The following is a 17785-nucleotide window of genomic DNA, read 5'->3' on the forward strand; positions in this document are numbered from 1 at the left end:
ACTCCTTATAAAACAGTCGATTTCTATTATATTACTTAAAAGATATATTTACAATTTCGTATAACGATTTGAAACGTTATTACTTTATAAAAACTCATTATTTACAAAAAGTTAACAAAAAATTTCTTGAAGGTAACATATGTTACAGAATTTAAAGAAGATAAATTATATAATTTATTTATAATTTATACAAAGAGGTGAAAAATTATGAGTTTATTTTTAGGAAAGATTCATTTTTTATTATTTAATAAAATAAAGCATTTTGAAAGCATGGAGGAAAGAATTTTAGATTTAGCAGAAAAAAGTAATATGCCTATAAAAGAATGGATATATTATTGTAATTTAAATTTTGGAGAAAAAACTTCAAATAAGCCCTTAGAAGAAATAATAGATAAAGATAATATTCATGGGTGGTTAGAAGATAAAATAAAGTCTGCTGAAAAGAGAAGTGCTTATTATATAACTAGAATATTAGAGAAAGATAAAAATTTAAAGAAGAATATTTTATCTCTTTATGAGAAAGAAGGAAAAAAGGATGCTAAAGAAGTATTTGAAAAAGTAGATAAAGATAATATTTTAGACCTTTATAAGACATTAAATAACTATTTATTAGAAGGAATGCCTTGTGATAGACTTAATGAAATAATAGCATCTTCCTCTGAAAAATTATCCTGGAAGCTAAGAAAGGATGTGCATGAAGCAATTTGGAATTCTATAGGGGGAGATGTTAGTAACTTTCATGACTTTAGAAATGAATATATAAAGAATTTCATTTATGAAATAAACCCTGATTTATATTTTGTTTTAGGAGAAAGGGGAGAAAAAATTATATTAAAAAGATAGAAAATTACCTTTTCTTATAGTAATGGCATTTTAGCTTTAAAGAACATATTATAAAGTATAGTTTTTAACATAGGAGGATAATATGTATTTAGCTAATGAAGCCATTATAACTTTGGATTTAGGAAAGCTTAATATTTTACAGCTAGGAACAAAAGATTATTTAAGAGATGAATTAGGGAAGGAAATTATTTTTTATTTTAAAAAAGAAGCTGAAAAAAATAATATAAACCTTATAGATTTAACGCCTTATAATGAAGTTTTTTATTTTAGAGGAGAAGGGTTAAAAAAAATTAAAGACGAGGCAAAAAAATTAAATTCTTCTTTGCATATAAATTTAAATTTAAACTTTTCAAATAATAATGAAGTTACCTCTTTTGTTAAGGAAGGTGATGGAAGAGGACTTAAGTTTGCAGAAAATATAGGATATTTTTTTGAAAAGATTGATTATAAAAATAAAGGAGTTAAAAAGGGAGAGGTTTATAACTTGATTTATTTTGAAAATACTTCAATTTTAATAAATTTAAACATAAAAAGGGATTTAGAAATTTCTTCAGTTGCAAAAGATATAGGAAGTTCTTTAGCTAAGGGAGTTTTGAATTTAGGAACAAAATAGGAAAGAGAGAAATCTCCTTCCTATTTTTTTAATTTGTAAATTTCTTTAGTGTTTTCATTTATAACTTCAAAGGAATACCCTTTTTCCTTATAATATTTTATTATATAAGGAAGTGCTTTTGGAGTATTTTTATTTGAATAACCACAATGCATCAATAAAACTATATTGTTAGAGTTATTAATAGAGTTTTTAATTATATTATGTTCACTTATATTAGGGTCTATAGAATCTTTGCTATCTAAAGTCCAATCATATATTTTAAAGCCTTTTAAATGGAGTTTAGAAACTAAGCTTTCTTTTAAATTATAAGTACTATTATTAGAGCCAAAGGGAAATCTAAGGATATATACCTTATCTTTTGTTATACTTTTTATTATTTCTTGAGTTTTTAAATTTTCATTTAAGAAAGATTCATCATCTTTATATATTTTTTCTCTTATATGAGTAAAAGTGTGAAGCCCTATAGAATGACCTTCATTTTTCATTCTTAAAACTAAATCTTTATTATTATCTATTAAATTTCCAACTAAAAAGAAGGTAGCTTTTACATTATTTTCTTTTAAAATATTTAAAATTTCCTCTGTAACTTTACCAGCTGGTCCATCATCAAAGGTTAAAAAAATCTTTTTTTCTTCTATAGGAGCTGATTTTACATAATTAAAGTTGAAAAATAGATTTGAAAAAATACATATAATTGAAATTAATAGTATAGAAAATTTTTTCATTTTATAACCTCCATAAGGATTAATTTATATTTCTAGTGTATTAGTTAGTATTTTCAAAAAAAAATTAAATATAATCAAAAAAAATTTTAAATATAACTATTACCTAATAAAATTTAAGCTTTAATTGGTTCTTATTTTCTTAAGTTTATGTTATAATTAATAGAATAAAAAAATAAAGAGAGTGATAATATATGGAAAAGTATTTGAGAATTTTAATAGGAATAATTGTTACAATACTTATATTCGCTTTTGCAATTTGGATATTACCATATGTTTTATTAGTTGTTTTAGTACTTGGCTTCGTAGGATGGATATACTTTAAGTTTATAAGAAAACATCTTAGAAAAAATAAGCAAGTAAAAAGAGATGCTTATACTTACACTTTCACAAAGGAAGAAAAAAAATCTGAGTCTAGCATGCAAGATGATGGACCAGTTATTGATGTTGATTTTGAAGAAGTAAAAGATGATAAGTAAGGATTGATTAAATGAATTTTAGAAAGTTAAAAATATTTTTTGAAACAGCTAAATGCTTAAATATGACTAAGGTTGCAAAATCTATGTATATAAGTCAACCTTCAATAAGTCAAGCTATAGCAGAATTAGAGAGTGACTTAGATGTTAAGCTTTTTGATAGAATAGGAAAAAGGCTTTATCTTACCCATGAGGGAGAAGTTTATTTTGAATACAGCAGAAGAATTTTAAATCTTTATGAAGAAGCTAACAATACAATTAGAAGTAATAAAGAAGGACAAAAGGGTAAAATAGTAATAGGTGCTAGTACAACATTAGGTATATATATACTTCCAAAGTTAATAAAGGAATTTAATGAATTACATAAAAATATAGAAATCTCTTTAATAATAGAAAATACTCAACTAATAGAAGAACTCATTATGGAAAATAAGGTTGACATTGCTCTAGTAGAAGGGCATGTAAAATCTGATGAACTAGAAATATTAAATATAGGCACAGATGAGTTAGCCTTTATAGCAAATCCTAGTAACCCTATATTTTTAAAGGAAAAAATAAGCTTAACAGACTTAGAAGATGAAAAGTTTATTATGAGAGAGTCAGGAAGTGGCACAAGAGAAATTATAGAAAACTACCTTGTGAATAAGGGGTGTAATTATAATGTTTACATGGAACTTGGTAATACAGAGGCAATTGTTAGAATTGTTGAAACAGGTCTTGGTATAGCTTGTGTTTCTTATAAGGCTATTTCAGAGAGGGTTAATAAAGGCTTAGTAAAAGAAATAAAAATAGATGGGGTAAGTATAAGTAGAGAACTTCACTTAATATATCATAAAGATAAATTTATTTCTAAAAACTTAGAAACTTTTATAGAAAAAATAAAAAGTTCAAATATATGAAAAACAGGGTAATACTAATTAATTAGTATTACCCTGTTTTTATAGAAGATAAAAGAATATTGAAATAAAATGACAAAGACTTCCTAATAAAATAAATACATGAAAGATTTCATGGAAACCAAAGTTTTTAAATTCAAGAAACTTTGGTTTAAGTGCATATATAATTCCACCAAGGGTGTAAATAACTCCTCCTATTGCTAACCAAACTAAGGCTAAGGTTGGTATGTTATCAAAAAAGGGAATAGCACCTAGGGAAATCCAACCCATACCTATATACATAAGAGTTGAAATTATTCTAGGACAGTTAAACCATATCATTTTAAAAAGAACACCTAAAATTGTAAGTACTATTATTAAAGTAGTTATAATAATCTTTGCTTTACCATAAAGACCAATAAGACAATAAGGCATATAGCTTCCACAAATAAGTATAAAAATCATAGAATGGTCTAAACGTCTTAAAAAAGCTATAGTTGAATCCTTAGCTTTAACTAAGTGATATATTGCAGATGTACTATATAAAAGAACTAAGGAAAAACCAAATAATATGACAGATAAAAGTGGAAGACCAATACCATATACATAAGTGGCCTTAATAGTTAATAAAATTAAAGCAAATATAGATAGTATAGCTCCAAATAAGTGAGTAAAACCGTTTATAGGTTCTCTAAAAAATGTATTTTTCATAACATACCTCCGACAAGTTTCAAGTAGTTTTGAAAACTACTTACTATGATGTTATTATTATGATTTAAATATAGGAATATTTCAACCTTCAAATTATGGAGAATTTTTAAAATATATATATATTATTACCAAATATCTTGAATTTATTTTGATTTCCTTATAATATAGTATATATAGAACAAAATGTAGTTTTGAAAACTACATGATAAAATAAATGAAAGTGAAGTGAGTTTATGGATTTAAATAATTTATTAGAAAGTTTAAACTTAGATAACAAAATTAGCTTAGATGATATACCAGAGATAGATTTATATATGGATCAAGTTATTCAACTTTTTGAAAGTAAATTAGGAAATAATAAAAGATTTGAGGATGATAAAATATTAACTAAAACAATGATAAATAATTATGCTAAGGGTAAATTATTAATGGATATAAAAAATAAAAAATATAGTAAAGAGCATATTATACTTATGTGTTTTATATACAATATGAAAGGGGTGTTAGCCCTTAGTGATATAAAATTAGCCTTAGGAGAAATTGTTGATGAATATAATAAGGGCGAGATAACTTCTGAAGAAATTAGAAACTTATATAATATATATTTGAAATCGCAAGAAAAGAACTTAGATGAAGTTAAAAAAGAAGTAGATTTAGAGTTTAGTAATTTAGAAAAAGAATTTGAAGATTTAAAAGATAATGAGAAAAAATTATTATTTTCCTCAATACTTATAGATAAGGCTAATATATACAAAAAGTTAGCAGAAAAAATATTAGACAATAAATAAAATAAGTAATCTTGTAACAATTCATATTTAGTAGTCATAATATATATTAATCATATGATAAAACCTAGGAGGGTAATTTATGAATTGTAGAGAATGTAATTTTGAAAATAAAGGTATAGATACAAGGGAATTAGAAGAATTATTTGAAGATGTAAGATATAATGATTATCATAATTGTGATTATCATAATAAAGGTCATCATCATGTAAATAATGATTTTAATTGCAATTTAGATAGAGAATGTTGTAAAAGACCAGTACAAAAGCCAATACCTAAAAAAGGTTCTATTGAAGTACAATCTTTATTAGGATGTTCTGATGGAGAGCCAATAAGTGGAATGCCAATTGAATTATACAAAATAGATTGTAATACTGGCTTTGAACTTGTAGATTGTAAATATACAGATTCTTGTGGAAAGGTTTCTTTTAAATGTTTAGATGATGGATTATATGCTATAAAACAACCAGTAGACCCTTGTTATTTTGAAAAGCCTGAGTACTATCCATGCTATGAAGTTTGTATTTCCAAAAATAATAAGCATGCTAAGGTAGTAATTATAAATAGTTTAAGAAAAAGAGAAGAAGATTGCAATAGACCACCTATCTATTGTCATTGTCATAAAGGAGTAAGCTGTAGATAACTAAATAATAAATTGTTTATAAGCTCACAGTATTTTCTGTGGGCTTTAATTTTAATAGATAAAATTATATAATAGTCTATATTTAATTTTGTTTTTAAAGACAAAAGAAAGGAATTTAATATGATAATTAGAATTAAATATTTTAATGGAGCAACTAAATTAGAAAAAATAAGAAAAGGGAACTGGATAGATGTTTATGCAAATAAAGAGGTATTTGTAAGAGTTGGAGAGAGAGCTATGATACCTTTAGGTTTTGCTTTAGAATTACCAAAAGGATGGGAAGGACATTTAGCCCCTAGAAGTTCAACTTTTAAAACTTGGGGAATTATACAAACTAATGGAGTTGGAGTTGTAGATGATACTTACATAGGAGATAATGACCAATGGCACATGCCTGTTTATTGTCTTCAAGGAAAAGATGTTAAGGTTGAAGAAGGAAAAAATATAGAAGGGACTCTTATAAAGAAAGGTGATAAAATAGGACAATTTAGAATTATGGAGGTTATGCCAAGTATAGAGTTTGAAGAAGTTGAATCCTTTGGAAATGAAGACCGTGGTGGTTTTGGAAGTACAGGGAAAAAATAAATTATTATAAAAGTAAAAAGTTAGTAAGAGAAAAGTTCTTACTAACTTTTTATTTATTCTTCAAGAGCTTCTGAAAGTTCTTCCCAAGTAGCATAAAGTGTATCTATTTCCTCTTGAAGTGAGTTTATTTCCTTGTTAACCCGTACACTTTCAGAAGGATTAGAATAAACTTCTTCAGTACAAAGCATACCTTGAAGTTTTTCAAGTTCTTCTTCTTTTTTAGGAATTAGTTTTTCAACATCCCTAAGTTTAGCTCTTAAAGCTCTTGCGGATTTTTCAGCAGTTTTTCTTTTCTTTCTTTCTTCCTTTATTTGAGTTTTTGTTTTTCCACTATTTATTTCCTCATCAATATCTTCAAATCTATTAGGATTAGCTTTTTTATGCATGTAATAATTATAATTTCCTAAGTAAGTTTTAATTCCTTCTTCTTTTAATTCAAGTATTTTATTAATTACTTTATTTAAAAAATATCTATCATGAGAAATTACAATTAATGTACCGTCATAGCTTAAAATAGCATCTTCTAAGGCCTCTCTAGACATAATATCTAAATGGTTTGTAGGTTCGTCTAAAAGAAGAAGATTAGCTTTAGAAAGCATAAGTTTTAAAAGATTTATTTTACACTTTTCACCACCACTTAATAGAGAGATTTTTTTAAAAACATCATCTCCAGTAAACAAAAAGGAAGCAAGATAGTTTCTAATTTCAGTAGTAGTTAAATTAGGAAAATCATCCCAAACTTCATCTATTATGGTTTTGTCAGGGTCTAAATTAGATTGTTCTTGATCATAGTATCCTGTAAATACATTTTTTCCAAGAGTTACTGAACCAGAATCAGGTTTTATAATTCCCATTATTATTTTAAATAAAGTTGTTTTTCCTCTGCCATTTTCTCCAATTAAAGCAACTTTTTCTCCACGCTTTAAATCTAAGTTTACATGTTCAAATAAAAGACTATCATAACTTTTTTTTAGGTTTTCAATATGTAAAACATCATTTCCACTTTTAACTAAGGTTTCAAAGCTTATTTTAGAAGCTTCTTTTATAACTTCTGGTGCTTCTAGTCTTTCTATTTTATCTAAAGCTTTTTGTCTACTTTCAGCAGCACGAACACTTTTTTCTCTATTAAATGAACGGAATTTTTCTATAATTTCCTCTTGTCTTTTTATTTCAGCTTGTTGAAGATTATAAGCTTTTAATCTAGCTTCAATATCCTTTTTTCTAAGTTCTAAAAATTTTGTATAACTTGCATTATAGCAATGAACCTTTCCACCTATAAGTTCAAAGGTTACATTTGTTACAGAATCTAAGAAAAATCTATCATGGGAAATAACAAAAACAGTTCCTTTATAAGAATTTAAATATTCTTCAAGCCACTCTATAGCTTCTAAGTCTAAATGGTTTGTAGGTTCGTCTAAAAGTAGTAAATCAGGTTTTCTTAAAAGAAGTTTACAAAGGGCTAATCTAGTTTTTTGTCCACCACTAAGGGTTATAATTTTATTATTAAAATCTTCTTCTAAAAATCCTAAGCCCTTAAGAACTTTTGAAATTTCTCCTCTAAAGGTATAACCACCTCTGTTTTCATAAAGTTCTTGAGATAAAGTATAGTCTTTTATAAGTTTATTATGATATTCTTCATTTGAAGAGTCATAAGGCTCATTAAGTTTTTCTTCTAAGATTTTTATTTTATCTTCAAGTTCTATTAAAGAGGAAAATACAGATAGCATTTCATCATATATAGTATTTTCGCTATCTAAAGATAAGTTTTGAGAAAGATATCCTAAGGTTTTATTTTTATCTAAAAATAATTCACCACTATCATAATCTAATTGTTTGGTAAGAATTTTAAATAAGGTTGACTTTCCCTCTCCATTTGGTCCTATTAAGCCAACCTTGTCACCTTCATTTATATTAAATGTTACATCTTTTAAAATCTCATCAATACCAAAACTTTTACTTAAGTGTCTACAGCTTAAAATAATCATTTTAAAACTCCTATCATCAAATTTATAGTATTAATCACATACAATTATACTAATAATGAGCCTTTTCATCAAATCAAATATTAAATAAACCCTTATAAATAATAATATTTAATCACTTAAAGTATATTAAAAGAATAAAATATATCATTGGAGTGATGTTTTATGAAAAATGAATTTAGAGATTTATTTATAGGTATAGATAAAGAAATAGAACTTTTTAATGGAAATAAGGTTATTCCTATTAATTTTGATAATGCAGCTACAACACCTTCTTTTAAAGAAAATTTAAGTTCTATAGGGCATATGTTAAATTTATATAGTTCTGTTGGAAGAGGAATTGGCTATAAAGAGAATTTTTGTAATGATTTTTATGAAAGGTCTAGAGGAAAAATATTAGACTTTTTTAATATTAAAAATAAAGAGAAGTATACTGTGTTATATGTTAAAAATGCAACTGAAGGATTAAATCTTTTAGGAAAGGCCTTAGGATGTAAAGAAAATTATGTAATAACAACAAGAATGGAGCATCATGCAAATGATTTGCCTTGGAGAGAGTATAGCAATACCTTATATGTAGAGGTAGATGAGTATGGAAGATTAAAAAAGGAAAAAATAGAAGAATTAATAGAACTTTATGGAGAAAAAATAAAATACTTAACAATAACAGGTGCCTCTAATGTAACAGGATATTTAAATCCAATAAATGAAATAGCAAAATTAGCTCATAAAAATGGTATTAAAATAATTGTAGATGCTGCTCAGTTAGTAGCACATAGAGAAATAAATATTGAAGGCAATGAAGAAGAGGATTATATAGACTTTTTAGTTTTTTCATCTCATAAAATATATGCACCCTTTGGAATTGGAGTTGTTATTGCTTTAAAAGAATTAATAGAGGATAAGAGTCCTTTATTAAGAGGGGGAGGATCTGTTGATTTAGTATCAGATAATAAAGTTTTTTTAGATACTATTCCTGAAAGATTTGAAGCTGGAACACCAAATATAATAGGACTTTGTGCTCTTTTATCTTCTCTTAAAATTATAAAGAGAATAAGTTTTGAAAAAATAGTTAAAGGGGAAGAAGAACTTAAATATTTATTAATAAAAGGACTTAAGGACATTAATAAAATAACAATTTATGGTGATTCTAATTTAAAGGATAGAATAGGATTAGTTGTATTTAATGTAGAGGGAGTACATCATGAAGAAATGGCAAAAAGATTAGCTAAATTTAGAGGAATATCAATTAGAAATGGAAGTTTTTGTGCTCATCCTTATGTTAGAAGATTGTTGAAAATTAAAGAAAATGACTTTTTAAAGTATGCATATACAAATAAAGAAAGACCAGGAATGTTAAGAGTAAGCTTTGGCATATATAATACTCAGGAAGAAGTTTATGATTTTTTAAATTATGTAGACTTATTAAAGGGAAAAAAATTAACTTTATAAAATTTTATATAAATAAGCTTCTAAAAGTTAATTTTTTAGAAGCTTATTATTTTTATTAAAAAAATAATAATAAAATTTTTTTAATATTTATTATATAATAAATATAAAAGATTTTAAAGAGAGGAGATTTATTATGAGAAATCCATCAGAATATCATAAAGAAGGATATAATTGTACTGAGGCTATTTTAAAAACATATAATGAAGAGTTTGGAGATAACATTCCAATTTCTTTAGGAAGTGGAATGGGGACAGGACTTGCAGTTGGAAGTTTATGTGGTGCTGTAAATGGAGCAGTTATGGCTATTGGCCTTATAAAGGGAAGAGAAAGCAATGAAGAAAAAAATGAAGCTAGACTTTATGCTAAAAAGCTTTTAAATAAAGTTAGAGATGAGTTTGGCTCAGAAATTTGTTTAGATTTAAAGAAAAACAAGGTTAGTTGTAGTGAAATAATAGATTTTTCTTATAATGCTTTAAAAGAAGTTCTTAGAGAGGAATAAAAAAAGATGCATAAATTTTATGCATCTTTTTTATGTGGGTAAAATTTTAGGGTAATTAATATTTATAAAACGAAGCTATGATAAATTGGAAGTGAATCTTTATCTTCAAAGTCGCTAATTAAAGGTTTAAGATAAGATAAAGCTTCTTCTTTTATGTGATTACCTTCTTCATTTATCCATTCTTCTGGGAAGTATTTTATGTTATTAGCTATTTTATCTGCTTCAATTAAAAAGGTAGAACTTTTATAAGGAGAGGAAGATTCTCTTTTTATAGCAACCATATATCCACCCTCTGAATTTATAGAGGCCTCTAAAGCAGCTTGTCCAACCATTACTGCCTCATTTACATCAATTTTAGAAGAGGAGTGCATTGAACATCTTTGTAGAGTATTAAGTTCTAAAGATTTAACTCTATTAGTTATACTAGCTTGTATTATTAAATTTTTTAGATAGGAGCCAACTCCACCTAATTGAGCATGTCCAAAGGAATCATTCTTTGGCGCAGTTTCAGTAAGAAACTTTCCATTTTCATCTTTTAATCCTTCTGAAGCTACTATATAAACATGTTTTTTCTCTTTATATATTCTAGAAACATCTGTTAAAAAGCTTTGTACTGAAAATGCTCTCTCTGGTAGGTAAACTAAGTCTGCACATTTTTCTCCATTTATAGAGGCTAAAGCACCAGAGGCAGCTAACCATCCTGTGTCTCTTCCCATAGTTTCAATTATGAATATTCCATTGTTAGTATAAACCTTAGAGTCTAAGTATGTTTCTAAAACAGCAGTAGATATGAATTTTGCAGCACTTCCAAAGCCAGGGGTATGGTCTGTATGCATTAAATCATTATCTATAGTTTTAGGAATTCCAAAGAATTTTATATCTATGTTTTTAGCCTTTGCAAAAGCGTTTAACTTAGCTGTTGTATCCATAGAATCATTTCCACCTACATAAAAGAAAGCTTTTATATTAAGAGAATTTAAAATTTCTAAAAGATTTAAATATTCTTCTTCGCTTTCATATAGAGGTTTTAATTTATATCGACAAGAGCCTAAGCCAGAGGCCGGTGAATTTTTAAATCTTTCTAACTGAACATCATCAAGATCTGAAAGATTTATTATTTTTCTATTTAATATTCCTTCAATTCCATTTAAGCCTCCATAAACATTATCATATAATTTAAGGTTTTTGTTTGCTTTAACTAGACCATAAACACTAGCATTTATTACTGAGGTTGGTCCGCCAGATTGAGCTATAATACAATTCATTTGAAAAATCTCTCCTTTATATTACGCACATTTCTTAATAAACAAGTAAATGTGCTATACTATTTAGCTTAATAAGATACTCTATTTCATAATATACACCAATTTATTATTTATTGTCAAATTAGAATTTAGGAAAAATTAAATGGTAAATTTTATTTTAGTATTCGTATTTACTATAAAATAGAGGAGAAAAAGTTATTTTTTAGAGATTTTAAAGGGAAGTAATTTGAGTATATTATTGAGAAATTTTAATAAAAATATGAGTAACTTTTGATAAAAATAATAAAATATATGCTAAATAAAAATAAAATGTATTCAAAAATTCTTTGAAAAATATTCAAAAATTGGTTGATTTATATTTACATAATGTTTATAATTGTAAGCGAGAGGTGAAGTTTTTATGAACAAAAAAATCTTAATAGCAAGTCATGGAAAAATGGCAGAGGGAATTCAAAGTTCCTTAAATATACTTGCAGATAAGGGTGATGATGTAGAAATAATAAATGCATATATCACAAAGGAAGATTACACTCCGAAAATAGTAAATTTTATAAATGACATTGGGGAAAATGAACAAGGTATAATTTTTACTGACTTATTTGGAGGAAGTGTTAATCAAAAAGCAGTAACTGAAGTTTTATCTTCAAAAAAAGAAAATATTTTTATAATTTCTAATGCTAATTTAGCAATAATTTTATCAATTTTATTTTCAATGGAAGAGGAGCTTACAGAAGAATCTATAAAAAATGCTATAGATGAAGCTAAAGTAACTCTTGTTTCTACAAAGTTATCTAAATATGATGAGGATGACTTCTTTTAAAAGTAAAAAATAAAAAACAATATTTTAATGCAATTTAAGAAAACGATTAAATTATTTTTTTAGAAAAAAGTAATCGTTTAAAAAGGATGATTTTAGGAGGACAAAAGATATGATAACACAAGTACGCGTAGACGACCGTTTAATACATGGACAAGTAGCAGTAGTATGGACAAAGGAATTAAATGCACCACTTTTAGTAGTTGCAAATGATGAAGCAGCAAAAAATGAGGTTATGCAAATGACTTTAAAAATGGCAGTTCCAAATGGAATGAAACTTTTAATACGTTCTGTTGAAGATGCAATAAAAGTTTTTAACGACCCACGTGGAAAAGATAAAAGAATGTTTGTAATAGTAAATAGTGTTTCAGATGCTACAAAAATTGCTAAAGAAGTTAGTGATATAGAAAGTGTAAACGTTGCTAATGCAGGACGTTTTGATAAATCAAATCCAAAGGATAAGGTAATGGTGTTTTCAAGTGTTCAGTTAAATCCTGAGGAATTAAAAGCCGCTAAGGAGTTAGCAGAAATAGATAGTGTTAAATCTTATAATCAAGTATTACCTTCAAATCCGCAACTTGATTTAAAGAAGGCTTTATCTCAATTTTAATTTAAGGAAAATTTAAAAGGAAATAATTTTAGGGGGTAAAAAATATGTTGATGCATGCTTTAATGGCGGCACTAAGTGTATTTATCTGTTTTGCGGGAAACTATTTAACAGGACAGAGTATGATGGAACGTCCTTTAGTTGTAGGACTTGTAACTGGTTTATTAATGGGAGATATGAAAACAGGTATATTAATGGGAGCTGCTTTAGAGGCAGTATTTTTAGGAAATGTTAACATCGGTGGTGTTATAGCTGCAGAGCCAGTTACAGCAACAACTCTAGCAACAACATTTGCTATTATTTCTAATGTTGAAACAAAGGCAGCAATTACTTTAGCTATACCAATAGGTATGTTAGCAGCTTTTGTTGTTATGTTTTTAAAGAACGTTTTAATGAATGTTTTTGCACCTGCTTTAGATAATGCTGCAAGAGAAAATGATCAAAAGAAAATAGTAGCACTTCATTATGGAACATGGGCTTTATATTATCTTATAATTTCTGCAATATCTTTCTTAGGAGTTTTACTTGGTAGTGGTCCTGTAAACGCTTTAGTAGAAAATATACCAGCTAGATTAATGAATGGCTTAAGTGCAGCAGGAGGACTTTTACCAGCTGTTGGTTTTGCAATGTTAATGAAGTTACTTTGGGATAATAAGTTAGCTGTATTTTATTTATTAGGTTTTATTCTTACAGCATATTTAAAATTACCTGCTATTGCTGTAGCAGTTTTAGGAGTTGTTATATGTGTTATAACATCTCAAAGGGATTTACAAATTTCAAAACTTGTTCTTGTAGGGCCTAAAAATTCAGGACCTATAACTAAAGAGGATGAAGAGGAGGAATTTTTTGCATGATGAAAATGAATGAAAACTTATCAATTGAAGATAAAAAAATGTTACGTTCAGTATTTTGGCGTTCTTGGACTATGAATGCTAGCCGTACTGGGGCAACTCAGTATCATGCTGTAGGGGTTATATATACTCTTTTACCTGTAATAAATAGATTTTATAAAAGTAAAGAAGATAGAGCAGAGGCTTTAGTTCGTCATACCACTTGGTTTAATGCAACAATGCATTTAAATAATTTTATAATGGGTCTTGTTTCAGCTATGGAGAAGCAAAATAGTGAAGATGAAAATTTTGATTCAGGTTCTATAACTGCGGTTAAGGCTTCCTTAATGGGACCTCTTTCAGGAATAGGTGATTCATTTTTTTGGGGAATATTAAGAGTTGTAGCTGCTGGAATTGGTATCTCATTAGCTAGTACAGGTTCTCCACTAGGTGCGATTGTTTTCTTATTATTATATAATATACCAGCATTTTTAATACATTATTATGCTCTTTATAGTGGATATTCAGTAGGAGCAAACTTTATTCAAAAGCTTTATGAAAGTGGAGGAATGAAAATATTAACTAAGGCTTCAAGCATATTAGGACTTATTATGATGGGTTCTATGACTGCATCAAATGTTAAGTTTAAAACTATACTTCAAGTTGCAGTAGAAGGTAGTGATAAACCTATAATGATTCAAGAATATTTAAATCAATTATTTATTGGAATAGTTCCATTATGTGTAACTTTACTTGCTTTTTATCTTTTACGTAAAAAAGTAAATATAAACATGGTTATGTTTGGTGTTATGTTTTTAGGAATAATATTAGGATTAGTGGGAATATGTTAGTTTAATTAAAAAATGAAGGTATATATTTTAATATATCCTTCATTTTTTTACTTTTTAAAGGATAAAAGTAAAAATTAAATATATTTTATACAAATTTTTTTATGTGATATAATTTATATTAATGATTTAAGTATTTGTTTAGGAGATTGTTATGGAAGTAAAAGAAATATTTAAGGATAAGGGTGTTAAAGTTACCAAGGCTAGATTATTAATATATGATTTATTAAAAGAAAGTGATAGAAGCCTTACAGCAGATTACATATATAATAAATGTAAGGAGATAAATTTATCTACTGTTTATAGAACTTTAGAGATTTTTTTAGAAAAAGGTCTTGTTGATAAGTTTGAATTAGGAGATGGTAAAAGTTATTATAAATTAAAAAGTAATAATATGCATAAGCATATTTTAGAATGTGATTTATGTCATAAAGAAATAGAAGTTCCTTGTCCTATGCAACAAATAGAAGAGCTTTTGAGAAATCAAACTGGATTTAAGGTTAAGGAACATAATCTTACTTTAAAGGGAATATGTAAAGAGTGCATAAATGAAAATAATAAATAAATTAGAATTTAAAGCTTTAAGAGAGTGAAATAATTCATTTTCTTAAAGCTTTTTCACTTTCTTGTATAAATTCACAAAAAAGAAAATTTAAAGAAAATATTTTATAAAACTAAAATTTTTCCATTGTTTATAATAATTAGATTACTTAAAATTATGGTAAAAAGAGGAGGGGTTATATGATAAAGTTTAAAGAGCTAAAAAAGGATAATATTACTATAGTTAATATATATAATTTTATAAGAAAAACAGTTTATCCAAGTGGTGAATTTGTAGAGGATGATTTTAATACTGTAGTTAAAGAAATTGAACTTATAAAACAGTATGGATTTCCTGCAACTTATGCCTTAAAACATGATGCATTAATGGATGAAAGGTTTATAAAGCTTATAAAAAGTTCTTTAGAGGAATATGATGAAATTGCTGCTTGGTTTGAAATAACAGAAGAATTAGCAAAAAAGGCAGGAGTTCTTTGGAAGGGAAAAACTCCAATAAATGATTATGTAAATATTGGGTACTCCTTAGGGTATACGCCAGAGGAGAGATTTAAATTAATAGATGCATATATGAAAGATTTTAAAAATATATTTGGTTATTATCCAAAGACTGTAGGTTCTTGGGTTATAGACATAAGAAGTTTAAAATATTTTAAAGAAAAATATGGAGTTATTGGAGGAGCTATTTGTAGAGACCAAATTGGAACAGATGGTTTTACTCTTTGGGGAGGATATTTTAGTCAAGCTTATTACCCAAGTCTTTTAAATGAATATATGCCAGCTCAAAGTTTTGAAAATCAACTAGATTTACCTTTGTTTAGACTTTTAGGGCCAGATCCAATTTATAATTTTGAAGAAGGTTTAAGAGAGGAATTAAAAGGGGTTCACACCTTAGAGCCAGCTTGGATAATTGGACAAGACAAAAGATGGATTGAATGGTTTTTTGATTGTTTAAATAATAAGGATAATTTAGGGTTTTCTTACGCTCAAGTTGGACAGGAAAATACTTTTTTATGGAATACAATGTATAAAGGGTATGAAGTTCAAATAGAACATATATCTAAATTAGAAAAAGAAGGGAAAATAAGAATTGAAACCTTAGAAGAAAGTGCAACTTGGTTTAAGAAAAAATATAGATTAACTCCAGTAACAACAGCTTTAGCTAAAAAAGATTGGAATACTTACAATATGAAAACTCTTTGGTATAATAGTAGATTTTATAGATGTAGTTTTTTATATGAAAATAATATATTAAGTATTAGGGATATACATTTATTTAATGAAAATTATATGTCAAGATATTTTAATGATTTTTTAAAGGAGAATGAAAGTATTTTTGATACTCTTCCTTTGATGACTCCTCATTATTGGAAAAAATATATAAGTGAAAGACCTAATATAAGCTTTTTAAGATATAAAAAATTAGGAGATTATGAGAAGGTAGAGGCTAAGGATTTTGATTTTAAAAAGATAAGTGATGAGATTTGTAAGGGAATTTTAAAATTAAATGATAAAGAGGAAATAAATATTCTTCTTAAAGAAGATTCTATAAATATTGTTTTTAATTTAAAAAATGAAGATAAATATTTATTATGTATAAATATTTTACCAGTTTTAAAGAAGTTAAGTAAAAAGATGTTATTCTGTGAACATAAAGGTTTTGAATTTAATGTTTCTTTAAAGGAAGGAATTTTTATTTATGAAGATGGAAAGGTATTAATAATTCCAGAGAATAATAAAATAATATTAAATTTAAATACACTTTGTGAAAAGGTTTTAAAAGAAAGCTTTTTTACTTCTTATTATTTTAAAAATAAAGAAAAGGTAGACCTCTATATTCCTAAATATAAAGGTGTTAAGAGAGAGAATAAAATTAAGCTAAGGGCTTTTAGGCCAAAAGCTAATATAGATACACTTTTACTTAGTAAACCTTTTTCTAAGGAAATTATTTTAGAGAAAAAAGATGATTTTGGGGAAATTAGATACACTTTAGATGGAAGTGAGCCAAAGATAGATTCTCCTTTATATCAAACTCCTTTAGTTGTAGAGGATAAAACTTTTTTAAAAGCTAAGGTTTTTAGAGAAGGGTATAAGGAAAGTGATACCATAGAAAGCAGAATATATGTAACCTTGCCTATAAAAGATATAAGAGGTTTAACTAATCCTACAGAACATTATATGTATAACAGAAACGGAGTTTATGATTTAATAGATGGAAAAAAAGGAACCTTACATTATACAGATGGAAATTGGTTAGGATATACAGAGGATGTAGTTGTTATAGTTGACCTAGGAGAAGAAAAATTAATAAAAGAAGTAATGATTGGTTTTTTACAAGATACAAGAGCATGGATATATTATCCTAAGTTTGTTGAGTTTTATTCTTCTTTAGATGGAGTGAACTTTTCTCTTTTAGAAAGAATAGAAAAAGACTTAAATGAAAAAAGAGAAGAGGTTGGGAAAAAAGATATATGTGCAAAGAGGAATTTAAAAACAAGATATATAAAGATTTATGCTAAAAATGAGGAACTTTGTCCTTCATGGAGTATAATGCCAGGAGAGGGACCAACATTTATTTTTGCAGATCAAGTAACTGTTATATAAAATAATTTTAAATATTTAGCTTAATAATTATATAGATTATAATTTTTAATGATAATTTTAAAAAAATAAG

At 26.4% G+C, this 17785-nt stretch carries 19 protein-coding genes; 15 read left to right on the forward strand and 4 right to left on the reverse strand.

Features of this window, described 5'->3' with window-relative positions:
• Positions 1 to 207: 207 nt before the first annotated feature.
• Positions 208 to 843 (forward strand): hypothetical protein, encoded by a 636-nt coding sequence (locus AC4FQV_RS03515; RefSeq protein ID WP_491138809.1) that lies wholly within the window; start codon positions 208 to 210, stop codon positions 841 to 843.
• Positions 844 to 925: 82 nt separating this feature from the next.
• Positions 926 to 1456 (forward strand): hypothetical protein, encoded by a 531-nt coding sequence (locus AC4FQV_RS03520; RefSeq protein ID WP_491164470.1) that lies wholly within the window; start codon positions 926 to 928, stop codon positions 1454 to 1456.
• Between the two features lie 20 nt (positions 1457 to 1476).
• Here AC4FQV_RS03520 and AC4FQV_RS03525 read toward each other — a convergent pair whose 3' ends face one another.
• Entirely contained in the window at positions 1477 to 2181 is a 705-nt protein-coding gene (locus AC4FQV_RS03525) for a polysaccharide deacetylase family protein (protein ID WP_491138806.1), read from the reverse strand.
• A gap of 191 nt (positions 2182 to 2372) precedes the next feature.
• On the opposite strand from AC4FQV_RS03525, the gene AC4FQV_RS03530 reads away from it, so the two are divergent.
• Positions 2373 to 2657, forward strand: a complete 285-nt coding sequence (locus AC4FQV_RS03530) for a hypothetical protein (protein WP_491138804.1) — start codon at positions 2373 to 2375, stop codon at positions 2655 to 2657.
• A gap of 11 nt (positions 2658 to 2668) precedes the next feature.
• Positions 2669 to 3553, forward strand: coding sequence for a LysR family transcriptional regulator (locus AC4FQV_RS03535; protein WP_491138803.1), 885 nt, complete (start codon positions 2669 to 2671; stop codon positions 3551 to 3553).
• A 39-nt stretch (positions 3554 to 3592) separates the two neighbouring features.
• On the opposite strand, the gene trhA is transcribed toward AC4FQV_RS03535, so the two are convergent.
• Positions 3593 to 4240 (reverse strand): PAQR family membrane homeostasis protein TrhA, encoded by a 648-nt coding sequence (gene trhA / locus AC4FQV_RS03540; protein WP_491138801.1) that lies wholly within the window; start codon positions 4238 to 4240, stop codon positions 3593 to 3595.
• Positions 4241 to 4473: 233 nt separating this feature from the next.
• Between trhA and AC4FQV_RS03545 the strand changes: the two genes are divergently transcribed.
• The 3 genes from AC4FQV_RS03545 (at position 4474) to AC4FQV_RS03555 (ending at position 6253) form a co-directional block, all read left to right on the forward strand.
• Complete coding sequence (locus AC4FQV_RS03545) at positions 4474 to 5028, forward strand: DUF1836 domain-containing protein (protein ID WP_491138800.1); 555 nt, start codon at positions 4474 to 4476, stop codon at positions 5026 to 5028.
• A 79-nt stretch (positions 5029 to 5107) separates the two neighbouring features.
• Complete coding sequence (locus tag AC4FQV_RS03550; protein WP_491138798.1) at positions 5108 to 5668, forward strand: hypothetical protein; 561 nt, start codon at positions 5108 to 5110, stop codon at positions 5666 to 5668.
• A 120-nt stretch (positions 5669 to 5788) separates the two neighbouring features.
• Positions 5789 to 6253 carry a dUTP diphosphatase gene (locus AC4FQV_RS03555; protein WP_491138796.1) on the forward strand — a complete coding sequence of 155 codons (465 nt, stop codon included), beginning with the start codon at positions 5789 to 5791 and terminating at the stop codon, positions 6251 to 6253.
• Between the two features lie 53 nt (positions 6254 to 6306).
• Here AC4FQV_RS03555 and AC4FQV_RS03560 read toward each other — a convergent pair whose 3' ends face one another.
• The gene (locus AC4FQV_RS03560) at positions 6307 to 8238 is read right to left on the reverse strand and encodes an ABC-F family ATP-binding cassette domain-containing protein (protein ID WP_491164472.1); all 1932 of its coding nucleotides are present in this window, start codon (positions 8236 to 8238) and stop codon (positions 6307 to 6309) included.
• A 162-nt stretch (positions 8239 to 8400) separates the two neighbouring features.
• On the opposite strand from AC4FQV_RS03560, the gene AC4FQV_RS03565 reads away from it, so the two are divergent.
• Together AC4FQV_RS03565 and AC4FQV_RS03570 are read left to right on the forward strand one after the other, a co-directional pair.
• Complete coding sequence (locus AC4FQV_RS03565; protein ID WP_491164474.1) at positions 8401 to 9687, forward strand: aminotransferase class V-fold PLP-dependent enzyme; 1287 nt, start codon at positions 8401 to 8403, stop codon at positions 9685 to 9687.
• 133 nt (positions 9688 to 9820) lie between these two features.
• The gene (locus tag AC4FQV_RS03570) at positions 9821 to 10186 is read left to right on the forward strand and encodes a C-GCAxxG-C-C family (seleno)protein (RefSeq protein ID WP_491138791.1); all 366 of its coding nucleotides are present in this window, start codon (positions 9821 to 9823) and stop codon (positions 10184 to 10186) included.
• A 62-nt stretch (positions 10187 to 10248) separates the two neighbouring features.
• Here the strand turns inward: AC4FQV_RS03570 and AC4FQV_RS03575 are convergent, their stop codons facing one another.
• Positions 10249 to 11451 carry a 6-phosphofructokinase gene (locus tag AC4FQV_RS03575; RefSeq protein ID WP_491138790.1) on the reverse strand — a complete coding sequence of 401 codons (1203 nt, stop codon included), beginning with the start codon at positions 11449 to 11451 and terminating at the stop codon, positions 10249 to 10251.
• 400 nt (positions 11452 to 11851) lie between these two features.
• Here AC4FQV_RS03575 and AC4FQV_RS03580 point away from each other — a divergent pair, with 400 nt between their 5' ends.
• From AC4FQV_RS03580 to AC4FQV_RS03605, 6 genes are all read left to right on the forward strand, one after another.
• Positions 11852 to 12271 (forward strand): PTS sugar transporter subunit IIA, encoded by a 420-nt coding sequence (locus AC4FQV_RS03580; protein WP_491164477.1) that lies wholly within the window; start codon positions 11852 to 11854, stop codon positions 12269 to 12271.
• Between the two features lie 109 nt (positions 12272 to 12380).
• Positions 12381 to 12878 carry a PTS sugar transporter subunit IIB gene (locus AC4FQV_RS03585; protein WP_491138788.1) on the forward strand — a complete coding sequence of 166 codons (498 nt, stop codon included), beginning with the start codon at positions 12381 to 12383 and terminating at the stop codon, positions 12876 to 12878.
• 44 nt (positions 12879 to 12922) lie between these two features.
• On the forward strand, positions 12923 to 13729 hold the full coding sequence (locus tag AC4FQV_RS03590) for a PTS mannose/fructose/sorbose/N-acetylgalactosamine transporter subunit IIC (RefSeq protein ID WP_491164480.1): 807 nt from the start codon (positions 12923 to 12925) through the stop codon (positions 13727 to 13729).
• Positions 13729 to 14556 (forward strand): PTS system mannose/fructose/sorbose family transporter subunit IID, encoded by an 828-nt coding sequence (locus AC4FQV_RS03595; RefSeq protein ID WP_491139518.1) that lies wholly within the window; start codon positions 13729 to 13731, stop codon positions 14554 to 14556. Before AC4FQV_RS03590 ends, AC4FQV_RS03595 begins: the two co-directional genes overlap by 1 nt.
• 151 nt (positions 14557 to 14707) lie before the next feature.
• The gene (locus tag AC4FQV_RS03600) at positions 14708 to 15118 is read left to right on the forward strand and encodes a Fur family transcriptional regulator (RefSeq protein WP_491138785.1); all 411 of its coding nucleotides are present in this window, start codon (positions 14708 to 14710) and stop codon (positions 15116 to 15118) included.
• A gap of 176 nt (positions 15119 to 15294) precedes the next feature.
• Entirely contained in the window at positions 15295 to 17715 is a 2421-nt protein-coding gene (locus AC4FQV_RS03605) for an FN3 associated domain-containing protein (protein WP_491164484.1), read from the forward strand.
• The last annotated feature ends 70 nt before the right edge of the window (positions 17716 to 17785 follow it).

The organism is Clostridium sp. TJA038, assembly GCF_058310255.1.